Source organism: Anaerocolumna sp. MB42-C2 (assembly GCF_030913705.1).
Lineage (GTDB): Bacteria > Bacillota > Clostridia > Lachnospirales > Lachnospiraceae > Anaerocolumna.
In genome coordinates this window covers 4965730-4977935 of the sequence record NZ_CP133190.1, presented here as the reverse complement: position 1 = coordinate 4977935, position 12206 = coordinate 4965730, and the positions used below count along the sequence as shown (strand labels likewise).

At 37.2% G+C, this 12206-nt stretch carries 9 protein-coding genes; 2 read left to right on the top strand and 7 right to left on the bottom strand.

Going from position 1 to position 12206, the window contains the following annotated elements; genetic code table 11:
* The first annotated feature begins 24 nt into the window (after positions 1–24).
* Positions 25–1986, top strand: coding sequence for an FAD-binding protein (locus RBU59_RS22035; protein ID WP_308144628.1), 1962 nt, complete (start codon positions 25–27; stop codon positions 1984–1986).
* A 63-nt stretch (positions 1987–2049) separates the two neighbouring features.
* On the opposite strand, the gene RBU59_RS22030 is transcribed toward RBU59_RS22035, so the two are convergent.
* The 6 genes from RBU59_RS22030 to RBU59_RS22005 all read right to left on the bottom strand — a co-directional run bounded on the left by RBU59_RS22030 (position 2050) and on the right by RBU59_RS22005 (position 9309).
* Positions 2050–2535: a GNAT family N-acetyltransferase gene (locus RBU59_RS22030; RefSeq protein WP_308144627.1), complete on the bottom strand. Its 486-nt coding sequence runs from the start codon at positions 2533–2535 to the stop codon at positions 2050–2052.
* An 11-nt stretch (positions 2536–2546) separates the two neighbouring features.
* Complete coding sequence (locus RBU59_RS22025) at positions 2547–3755, bottom strand: MFS transporter (protein WP_308144626.1); 1209 nt, start codon at positions 3753–3755, stop codon at positions 2547–2549.
* Between the two features lie 100 nt (positions 3756–3855).
* Positions 3856–6024, bottom strand: a complete 2169-nt coding sequence (locus RBU59_RS22020) for a beta-glucosidase family protein (RefSeq protein ID WP_308144625.1) — start codon at positions 6022–6024, stop codon at positions 3856–3858.
* Positions 6025–6211: 187 nt separating this feature from the next.
* Positions 6212–6904 carry an LrgB family protein gene (locus tag RBU59_RS22015; RefSeq protein ID WP_308148623.1) on the bottom strand — a complete coding sequence of 231 codons (693 nt, stop codon included), beginning with the start codon at positions 6902–6904 and terminating at the stop codon, positions 6212–6214.
* Between the two features lie 95 nt (positions 6905–6999).
* Complete coding sequence (locus RBU59_RS22010; RefSeq protein WP_308144624.1) at positions 7000–7359, bottom strand: CidA/LrgA family protein; 360 nt, start codon at positions 7357–7359, stop codon at positions 7000–7002.
* 240 nt (positions 7360–7599) lie between these two features.
* Complete coding sequence (locus tag RBU59_RS22005; protein ID WP_308144623.1) at positions 7600–9309, bottom strand: methyl-accepting chemotaxis protein; 1710 nt, start codon at positions 9307–9309, stop codon at positions 7600–7602.
* A gap of 374 nt (positions 9310–9683) precedes the next feature.
* Between RBU59_RS22005 and RBU59_RS22000 the strand changes: the two genes are divergently transcribed.
* Positions 9684–10820 (top strand): PPC domain-containing protein, encoded by a 1137-nt coding sequence (locus tag RBU59_RS22000; RefSeq protein ID WP_308144622.1) that lies wholly within the window; start codon positions 9684–9686, stop codon positions 10818–10820.
* A gap of 255 nt (positions 10821–11075) precedes the next feature.
* Here the strand turns inward: RBU59_RS22000 and RBU59_RS21995 are convergent, their stop codons facing one another.
* Positions 11076–12194 (bottom strand): anaerobic sulfatase maturase, encoded by a 1119-nt coding sequence (locus RBU59_RS21995; RefSeq protein ID WP_308144621.1) that lies wholly within the window; start codon positions 12192–12194, stop codon positions 11076–11078.
* Positions 12195–12206 lie beyond the last annotated feature (12 nt).

Sequence of the window (12206 nt, the reverse complement as noted above, 5' to 3'; positions counted from 1 at the left end):
ATGTGTTACGCAATGGGTGTTAAAATGAAAGATACAATCTTATCCATTGACGGAATCCATATTCCTGTTATTTCTCTTGATACCGCTATCATAGGAAGCGGCTGTGCGGGTTTTAATGCGGCAGACTGGCTTTATGATTTGGAGCGGAAAGATATTGCCGTTCTAACTGAGGGGATCAACATGGGTACCAGCCGTAATACCGGAAGTGATAAGCAGACTTATTATAAATTATCTCTGGCGTCAGATGAAGCCGACAGTGTCAGACAGATGGCTTCAGATTTATTTTCCGGCGGTTATGTTAATGGGGATAATGCACTGGCAGAAGCTGCCAATTCTGTCCGCTGCTTTATCAAACTGGCCAATTTAAAGGTACCGTTTCCTACTAATGAATATGGTGAATATGCAGGATACAAAACCGATCATGATCCCCGTCAAAGGGCAACCAGTGCGGGACCTCTGACCAGTAAATATATGACTGAATGCCTGGAACGTTCGGTCAGGCAAAAAGGAATCCGAATTTTAAACCGCTATATGGCAATAAAGCTGCTGGTGTGGAATAATCATATTGAGGGTTTAATTTGTCTGAACCAGAATGCAATCAACACTTCCTCCATGGGTATCACTCTTGTAAAAGCCAGGCATGTTATTCTTGCAACAGGCGGACCGGCCGGATGTTACCTGAACTCAGTCTATCCACGCAGTCAGACCGGAATGAGCGGCATAGCCCTGGAAGCAGGGGTAAAAGGAGCAAATCTGGATCAGTGGCAATATGGTCTGGCATCCACTAAATTCCGTTGGAATGTCTCAGGTACCTATCAGCAGGTATTACCCAGATACATATCTGTTGATCAGGATGGATATGAGAGAGAATTTTTACCTGATTATTTTGATGATCCTTTTAAGGCACTTGATATGGAATTCCTGAAAGGTTATGAATGGCCATTTTCTATTGAAAATATCAGAACTTCCTCCAAAATTGATATGATCGTTTATTATGAGACCGTAGTCCTCGGCCGCCGTGTATATATGGACTTTCGCAATGATCCAACCTGTCTTAAGGATGGGTTTCATAAACTGGGACAGGAGGCGGTTACCTATCTGTCCAATTCCCTTTCCTTATTACCGAAACCAATTGAACGCCTTAAAAAGATGAATCCTCTGGCAATTGATTTATATTTAACCCACGGCATTGATTTAAGTAAAGAACCTCTGGAGATTTCGGTATGTGCACAACATCATAATGGCGGGCTGGCAGTAGACAGCAATTGGGAAACGAATATAAAAGGCCTGTATGCAGCAGGAGAAGCAGCCGGAACCTTTGGTGTACGACGCCCCGGCGGAAGTGCGCTTAATTCGGCTCAGGTAGGTTCCATGCGCGCCGCACAGCATATTGCATACACAACGAAGGCAGATATTTTTAACTCGGAAGGCTTTGAAATTACGGCTGCCTCCGAAACAAAAGCTTTGATAAACCATATAAAATATATGGTTAACAACACTGATACAGCCTTTTCGATTATTGATAAAAAAAATGAGATCAAAAAAAAGATGAGCCTTTTCGCTGCTCACGTCCGGAACAGGGAAAAATTTATGGCTCTGTTAAAAGAACTACAGGAAATAGTGGATTCTTTTTATATTAATACAAAATTAACCGATATGAATAAACTTCCTGAACTTTTAAAAACCCGCGATATTTTTATTACCCAGATTGCAATACTATCTGCCATGGAGAAAGCGGCAAAAACTACAGGCTCAATAGGCTCCTCCCTTGTTTTAAAGAATGGAGGCGAAACTCTTGACCGTTACCTGCCTGACTTTACCTTTGAACCCTTTAAGCCCCTTAGCTCCAACATGATTTTATTAACGCAGAAAAGCGGAAACCACTATCAATCCGAGTATGTACCTGTACGGGAAATTCCCTGCCCTGATGTCTGGTTTGAAAATGTCTGGAGGGAATATCGCCACCGCATGGAAAATTTACTTTAAACCATTTTATCATTCTTAGGCTACTTAAGGACATGGAAGTGTCACAAACTCCATGTCCTGATTCTAAAAGTAATCCGGTATCCGGTCTATGGATGTGTTTTCCAATTTCTTCCATGTTGAATCAGCACATAAAACCATACAGACTGCTTTCTTATCCTTTTGTAAATGGACAGGCAAACTCCTAAATCCCAATCTTGCATAAAATGCAGGATTGATTTCCGAATATAAAAGAATCAAACTGTCTTCCGTATTAACATTGTCGATACAGTATTTTAAAAGCTTTGTGGCATAACCGTTACCGGCATACTCTGTGGGTGTCAAAACAGAACCAAAACCATAAACTTTACAGCCAAACAGTTCCTTAAATTTAAGCATAATTAAAGAACTTACGATATGTCCATTTTCTTCTGCCACATACCTTATGCCATATTTATCTTCTTTGCTGTTATCTGCTTTGTATTGTTCAAAAGTCCTGTTTTTACTCCATTCTTTATACGCTTCCCGAAATAATTCTTCTCTTTCAGACGGTTTTGCCTGTCTTATTATCATATATAAATCTCCTAATCTATTAACGATACATCCGTAACTTTAGTGAATTTGCTGTTAAATATAAGTCCAAGGATTAATATGAACGGAAATATTGCAGCAGCAAGTAACCCCCTCTGCAGATTATCACCTGCCTTCTCTGAAACAATTCCAACCAAACCCGGTCCTATAGAGCAGCCCATATCTCCTGCCAATGCAAGAAATGCAAATAGTGCGGTTCCTCCTCTTTTTAAAGCTTTAGAAGCTAGGCTTAAACTGCCCGGCCACATGATACCAACAGAAAGGCCGCAAAGGGAACATCCGACTAAAGCAAGTATCGGATTTACAGATAGAGCTGCCAGTAAATAACTAATGATACATAACACTCCACTGATAAACATAAATCTTTTCAGATTGATTTTTTCACTATATTTACCAAAAAATAACCTTGAGCTTCCCATAAAAACCGCAAAAGCGCAGGGACCTGCCAGATCGCCTATCGTTTTAGATACACCCAGTCCCGACTCGGCGAAAGCAGAAGCCCACTGACTCATACCAAGTTCCGATGCTCCCGCACTCATCATCAGCAATGCCAACAGCCAGAAAATTTTATTGCTGAGGAGTTGTTTGATACTCATACTCTCTCCTTCTTCAACCAGCACCTTGATTGGAACCCTGCTAAAAAAGAAACAGTTAAACAAAGGAATCAGCGCCCATAAAAACGCTAATATTTTCCAGTTCTTCAGTCCAAATAATGCGAAGAAAATCGTACTTACTATTACTACGAATACCTGCCCCCAGCAATAAAAGGAATGGAGTAAACTCATAGCAGCTTCTTTTTTCTCCGTAGGGCATGCCTCCACAATGGGGCTTACCAAAACCTCGATTAATCCTCCCCCAATGGCATAAAATATAGTAGCTATCAGAATTCCGCTGTAAGCATCCGGTAATATATTCGGTAACACAGCTAAACCGATCAGCCCGATTGCCGCAAAAATATGTGCGGCAACCACTGATACACGATAACCGATTTTATCAATCCACATGATTGAGCAAAAATCAACAGTTAATTGAGTTACAAAATTCAAGGTTACCAGTAATGCAATTTTATCCAGACTAATATGATAACTTTTATGGAACATAATAAATAATAAAGGAGCAAAATTTACAATAATAGCCTGGGTAATATACCCCAGATAAGCCGCATAGATGGTGTAATTATAATTTTCTTTTATTTTTTTCATTTTTGACCTCGTTGTCATGTATCTAAGTTGTTTTATGATATTCGTAAAATTCAGGCAGCTTTAACCGTATGAAACTTTCCGCTTAGGTCTGCATATAAACTTACTTACTATATTTTATTCTGTTACTGATGTAAATTTTATGAGTTTCAATGATATCCGTACAGGAAGTAGCGATATATATATTGTATTTACCTGGTTCTACAATAAAACATTTTTCACTAGTGGAATAAGAGGAAAACGCACTGCCATCAAGAATGATGGTAACTTTTCCGCTCTCACCCGGATTAAGGCTTATTTTTTGAAAACCTTTTAATTCTTTTATTGGCCGTACTGCCGGGTTTAGCGAATTTTCACCACATCCGGTATAGATCTGAACAACCTGTGCACCAGGAAGTTTACCTTCATTTGTAACAGTCACTGAAACCTGAACCTTTAGTCCATCTTCCGATTGTTTCAATTCAACATTTCCGTCTGTGATAGAAAAATCCGTATAGGATAATCCATATCCAAAGGAAAATGCAGGTTTTATATGATTGATATCATAATGACGATATCCGATGAAAACTCCCTCGGTATAATTTAATTCCTTATCTTCCGGTGAAATTCCGGATTGACAGGCGGGTGTGTCAATTAGTGCCATAGGGAAAGTCTCAGGCAATTTACCGGAAGGATTCACTTTTCCAAATAATATTTCTGCCAGGGCATATCCTCCCTCCATACCGTTATACCAGGTCTGCACCAGGGTATCGGTTTTATCAAGCCAGACACTCATATCTACCGGTGAGCCTGTCATCATAACTACTATGAGATCCTGCCTGACCGAAAGCAAATCTAATATCAGCTTATCCTGACCATACGGTAACTTAAGGTTTCTTCTATCCATACCCTCTACATCATAATCATGATTCAATCCTCCGATATAGATAACCACATCCGCATCTTTAGCCGCCTTCAGAGCTCGCTGCCTGTATTCCCTGTTCTTTTCAGTCCATTCCGTCCCTTTGCCATCTTCCCTGTTCCCGGATACAGAATCTTCCTCCAGGCTGTTTGCCTGCCAGCCCTCATCCCATACATTTCCCACAACAGAAGCATAATAACCGGGTTCGTATTGAATTGTAACATTACCTCCAAGGAGCATAGACATACCGAGTAACGGCGAAATCTCATACAGTGCTTTAATTTCTGCACTTCCTCCGCCAAGGGCGTGCATTCTGTCCCCATTATCACCAACAATTAAAATATGTTTTATTTTCTTTTCATCAAGAGGCAGTATATTCTGTTTATTTTTCAAGAGAACAATAGATTCTTCCGCTGCTTTGCGAAGAGACCTACGGTCCTCTGCATCATTATAGGTACCTGTTTTTCTTTCTCCATCCAGCATATGCAGCCGGTTCATAACCCGAAGTATATTTCTAACCTTATCGTCAATGATACTTTCCGGAACCTTACCCTCTTCCACCATTTTCTTTAACGGTCCTGCCATATAATACTCATCAAAATTATCCGTTACGCTCATTTCCATATCCAAACCGTTAAAGGCTGCTTCCATAGTATCTTTTACACCACCCCAGTCAGATATGACAAATCCGTCAAATTCCCAGTCTTTTCTTAACACTTCGTTAAGAAGGTAGTCATTATGGCAGCAGTAAGATCCATTCAGTTTATTATATGCTCCCATAACAGATGCTGCTTTTCCCTTTTTTACAGCAGCTTTAAACGCTGGAAAATAGATTTCCTGCAGTGTTCTTTCATCTACCTTGGCATTTATGCTTGTCCGGTTTGTTTCCTGACTGTTTACCGCAAAATGTTTTACACAGGCCGCTACATCATTTTCCTGAATACCTTGTATCATAGGCACAACCATCTCTGCGGCCAGATGGGGATCTTCTCCCATATATTCAAAACTACGGCCGCATAGAGGTGTTCTCATCATATTAATTCCCGGTGCAAGAATCATATCTTTTCCTCGTCCCCTTGCCTCTTTGCCAAGTATTTTGCCTGTCTCATAAGCTATATCCGGATTCCAGGTAGCTGCAAGTGCTGTATTGCTTGGAAGATATGAGGTGTAATCGTAATTTTGTCCGATTACCTGCCAGCTGGCCGGCTGATAATCCAGTCTGCATCCCATGGGTCCATCGGAACTGATAAACGGAGGAATCCCAAGTCTTTCTACACCCTTAGTCTGAAATAACTGATTACCATGAATCATGCCTATTTTTTCATCTAATGTCATTTTACCAATAAGTTCTTCCATTTGATTTACATTCATAATTATTATCCAAAATACCACAATCTTTTTCTGCGATATACCACATTCGTTATCTGCAAAAGCCTTTCGTGGTTCCTTTCTAATTTTATTCAGAGGCCTATATTTTTAGCCAACAAAAATAGTATACCATAATAAAAGCTATTATGGTATAATTTTACATGTTATATTCTATATTATTTCTTTATCATTATAGAAAACTCGCAAAAACAGAGGCACCTATAACCGTCAATATACCGGAAACAGCAATAGCCAGACTGCTCATTGCGCCTTCAATTTCGCCTATTTCCATCGCTTTTGCCGTTCCGATGGCATGCGCCGATGTACCGATGGCAAGGCCCACAGCGATGGGATTATGTATTTTAAACACTTTACAAATAATCTCTGCAATAATATTGCCAAGTACTCCGGTAATGATAATCACTGCAACGGTGATTGTGGTAATTCCTCCTAATTCCTCTGAGACACTCATACCAATGGCTGTTGTTATGGATTTCGGCAATAAGGTAACATATTGTTCATGGCTTAAGCCAAATAGGTATGCCAGAACTAATACACTTGTTAAACTGGACATCATTCCTGCCAGGATTCCAAGTATGACTGCTTTCATATTCTTCTTTAAAAGCTCCAGCTGTTGATACAGCGGTATTGCAAGACACACCGTGGCAGGCGTTAATAAATAACTTAAATATTTAGCACTGGTATTATAACTTTCGTAATCCACTCTTAATAATAAAAGTGCTGCCATCACTATGAGGATGGATATAAGTAAAGGATTAAATAATCCTCTTTTAAATTTATTTTTGATTTTTACTCCTAAGATATATCCCGCTATGCTGATAATTACTCCAAAATATACGGAATTAGTCAGAAACTCTTTCATTTTTACACCCACTTTATTCACATCTGCTGGCAAATGTGCTACTGCCATATCTATAACTGGTTAAAAGAATCCAGATATGGCATCCTTTCTTTGATTTATTTTCTTTTAACCTTTTCAGATTTATCCATATTTATTATGGCCTGAACCGTTTTTCCGGTAACTACCATAACAACGATCGTTGTTACTACTGTAATTATTATAATCGTAAACCATATGGATTTTAAATCTTTCCAGGTTGTTAAAAGGCCTACTGCCGCAGGTATAAACATCAATGGCATAATTTCAATAAGAAATCCTCCTGTCTGTTTTACATTTTCCACCTTTACCAACTTAAAATACAAACAAAATAACATAATAATTAATCCATAAATACTTGCCGGAATTGGCAGGGGTACTATATTATGTATCATTTCACCCAGAAATGTAATGCCCAGAATAATACCTGCTTGATTCATATACTTCATTTCCGTTACCATACCTTTCAATTTTCAGTGTTTGATTAAAATAAATAACACTAAGAATTTATTTTCTCTTATTGGTAGAACCAATGTAATAATAACCACAATTTTAGTCCTTTCAAGAAAATGCGTCAAGTTATAAATTAGTTATATTCTCATTTAAAAAAAGGCTGCCATCTCAAATTATTGAGACAGGCAGCCTTTTTAAGCTGTTTCTTTATGTAATTAATTTATCTGTTAAACTTTAAATTTGGATATTTCCTGTTTTAATTCGTTGGCATTATCCTGTGCATTGATTACTTCATTGAGAACATCCAACGACATACTGTTTATACCAACAACCTTCTGGGCAATCTCTGTTGTTCCCTCCGAACCCTCATTTGCGGCGATTGCAACACCGTCTATCGTGGACATAATCTGAGTTATAGAGGATAATAACATCTGAGAAGTCACTTTAAAATCCGTTACCATATTATCAACAAAATAGGCATCTTCGCTATATTTCCCAGCAACATCAAGAAACATCTTATAATCTTTCTCGATATTGGTAGACATAAATGTCAGAAGATTATTGGAATTATCAGACAGACTGTTAACTGACAAAGTCACCTTGTTGGTTATATTCTGGATTTCTTCCACCGCATTTTTGGATTCCTCTGCTAATTTTCTGATCTCTTCTGCCACTACAGAAAAACCTTTTCCTGCATCTCCCGCTCTTGCCGCTTCAATAGCAGCATTTAAAGCAAGGAGATTGGTTTGCTCTGTGATCTGCATAATGGCATTGGATAATACGCTTATTTTCTCCACAACCTTTGAATCCTGTATGGATTTCTCCAATTTGCCTTTTGTCCCGGATAACAAGGAATAAGTTTCTTTTTGGGCAGCAGTTACATATTCTTTTACTTCATCAGCACGGCTGCTTATTTCTCCCACTTTAACAGCTCCCTGGGCAGATTTATCTGTAATTGACTGAATGGATTTAACTAATTCCTGTGCGGTTGCCGTCATTTCTTCCGTGGAAGCAGCTGTTTCTTCCATACCAGCCGATATTTGTTCCGTAGTGGCCGAAATTGCCTCGATGCTTTCATTCAGTTCTGTCATATTTACCTTAATATGTTGAATAATATTCTCCGTACTTTCCGAATTATCATTAACAGAAGCCACAATCAATTTAATATTTGAAATAAATTTATTAATACTGCTGGCTAACTGGCTGATTTCATCTTTCGACGGCACTTTTATTTCCTGTGTCAGATCTCCGCCTTTATCAGATAGAAGATTCAATTCCCTCATTAAAATACGGATGGATTTCATAATAGAACGTATAATAATGGTCACAATTATAATACTGAACAAAATTCCGATAATAATAAATAGATAACTGATTTTAACTGCATATTTATATTGTTTATCGCCATCTGCCTTTTCTGTATTTGCCTTATTTTTATTAATCTCTACTAATTTTAGCAAGGCCTCTGAAGCAGCATCATATGATGTCTTGGAATCCCCATTCATAATCTGCATGGCTTCGATTGTTTTTAAACTCAAACTAAATTCGATTACCTTATCATGCAAGGTTAAATATTGGTTCCAATTTTTATCTACCGTCTGGATTAACTCTTTAACTTCCTGTGTTTGGGCTGTATTCTTATAATTGGCAAGAGTTGATTGTATGGATTTTTTTAATGCTGCCATGGCATCTTCTTTTTCTTGTTTTACTTTTTTATCCTGGGTAATAATATGTTCATATTCCAAATTACGAAAATTAGAAGTTGCCGTATTTAATTCTTCCGTGTTTATAATGTTGGGTAACATCTGGTTTGAGATAATTTCCGATTTTTCATTTACATTACGAAGAACCATTAAAGAATATAAGCCTAGACCAATAACAAAGAACAATAAAATAAATACCAGGAAAATCATTTTACTCTTAATCGTTTTTAACAAATTATAGCCCCCATTCATTCGTGTAATTTATTATAAATATTTGTAAATTATAGATATATATTACCACATATTGACTATCTATGCAATTTACTTTTTTTACATTTTGAATATTTTATACAATATTTTTATCTACAAAACGATTTTTTTAGACATTTTAACGGCTAAATATCTTATATATAGTTTATGGTCTCCTTTGAATATTTTACAATAAAGTACTAAAAAGGTTATTATTTCTGCATTTTTGTAATGAATAGAATTGAGGATTTATGATCTAAGAGATAGGAATTTAGTTCCATATATGTAATATTTTGTTGTATTCAGTAGATTTATACAATATAATGTCACTTGTATAATAGGGAAAAGGAGATTTAATAATGAAAAAACGATTTGGATTAGTTTTAGGGATTTTTATGCTTATTTTACTTTGCATACCCTCCACGAGAGCTTTTGCAGCCGGATATGCAGAAGATCTTGACAGTGGCACTTCAGTTAATGAACTGTCTACTTATGTTATTAATACCGGCAGTGATGCGGAATTTAACAAAATTAAGACCTATAAGGTGTATGTACCGGGTGATACAAAAGAAGTCATACTTCCCATAACCTTTGATCAAAAGGGCCTCTTTATCTGCAGTGCCCAACTCTCTGAGGAATATGAATCTGTTTATGGTGATTTTAAAATCTATGCTGACGAAGCATGTACCAGTGAAATCCGTTACGACTCTTATAACAGTGAAGCAAAAATACTTAAAAAAGGTACCTATTACCTTAAGTTCTCAGTAAACGATTATGCTTCAGATACAGCTCCTGATAGTTATATTTTTGCTTTTGCTTCCCAGTTTCTTAATGGAACTGACAGAATATTAAAGGATAAGGCATGGGTATGCTCCGGTAATACGGATACTCAGAAACCGATTTATTACAAACTTACAGTTCCTAAAACGGGCAGTATTACCGTAAATGTAGAGTCTCAGTACTCAAGTTATGTTACCTTGTTAAGCAGCAGTAAAAAAGCTCTTTCCGACAAAACGTATTCTTCTTTGGCAAACAGTAATGTATGCTTTGCAGTAAACAAGGGAACTTATTACTTAAAGGTTGAAAGCTCTGCAGAGCTATTCCGTGTTAAATACACTTTTAAAGCAATATCTGATGGAAGCGGCACATCAAAAGCGAAAGCGAAAAAACTAACAGCCGGTAAATCCTTAGCCGGAATTGTGACTGCAACGGACAAAACCGGAAAAGTTGACTGGTATAAAGTGACTCTTACCAAATCTCAGGCCGTTAAAATTACATTTACCGGAAGTGTTTCTTCAGGTAAAATAAAACTGGATTTCTACGGCGGGGGTATCAGCGGTTCTATTACTGAAACTCTTGATACCGTAGATGAGGATGCCTCTTTTGCCGCTGAGACCTTAACATCTACTAAACTTCCTAAAGGTACTTATTACATTAAGATAACGAAAGGTACTAAAAATACATCCGGTTTTTATAATATCAAACTGAATAAATAAAAACTAACTGCCAGTTTATAAGAAAAGACCATCCTGTAAAAACAATGGTTTTCTTATAAACCGGCAGCTTTATTCTTTCTATCAATCAAGATTAAATTTTTTTCAATAAACATCTCTTTTATTGGATCATTACGGTTATTTTTACCTAATTATAAAGTAGCCGTATGTTTAATAACTCTATCCCAGGAAATGGAAGATATAAGCCGGGAAAACAGTCAACTATATCCATAATTGATGCTCTCCCGGCCCTAAACCTTAATTAGTTCTGAACTGATTCGCGATCTCAATAAAACGTGTCATTGTATAATTATAAAAGTTTTGATATGCACTGCAAAAATAATTTTTAGAAAGTTTGCCGTTAATAACCGGTTCTTTGTGTCTTCTGCAGCCGGTTCGGCAAATCGAATAAAACTTACAGGACTGACATTCCGGTTCTTCTTTCCTTGAGCTCTCCACAAATTGTTTACCATTACTATGTTCTTTTAATTCATCAAAGCTGTTTATATTAATATTACCAAGACACCACTCATCGAGAACATAAAAATCGCAGGGATATACCTTTCCATCCCCCTCAATTACGGCATTAATAGAGCAATGGCCTACCAAATCACAACTTTCCGGAGGATAACCCAAAAGCATCTGAACGATATTATCAAACATTCGTATGCTGATCTGTGTCCCGTTTTTTAGATCCTGATACCATAAATCAAATAAACCACACAGGAAATCTCCATAATCTTCCGGAATAAGCGAGTATTCATTGATTCCTGGTTTTTCTCCTAAGGCATCCAGACAAGGAATAAACTGCATAAACTTATAGTTATTCTTTTTAAAGAACCGGTAAACGGCGGCAGGGTGTCTGGCTATACTCTTACTTACCACACATAATACATTAACATCCACCCCGGTTTTAAGAAGTAATTGACCTGTCTTATTTACCCTTAGATATGTACCTTGTCTTAATGGATCTAATCGGTTCCTGTCATGGGTTTCTTTGGGTCCATCCAGTGACAGGCCAATTAAAAAGTTATGCTTTTTAAAAAAGTCAGCCCACTCCTGGTCCACTTTTAATCCATTTGTTTGTAAGGAAAAATCAGTCTTTATCTTATTAACATTATATTTTTTAACATATTGAATTAATTTCTCATAAAACTCTAAACCTATTAAAGTAGGTTCTCCACCCTGAAAAGCAAATATTACTGATTGATCCGCATAATCAAAAGCTCTTTTCACGATTTGCTCCAGTGTTTCTTCTGACATAAACCCATAATTCTTAAGTTCTCTATGATTCATAACATCATAATAGAAGCAATACTGACAATTCATATTACACGTTCCCGATACGGGTTTTATTAAAATTGTTAAATTCGTCATAGATCTTTCCTC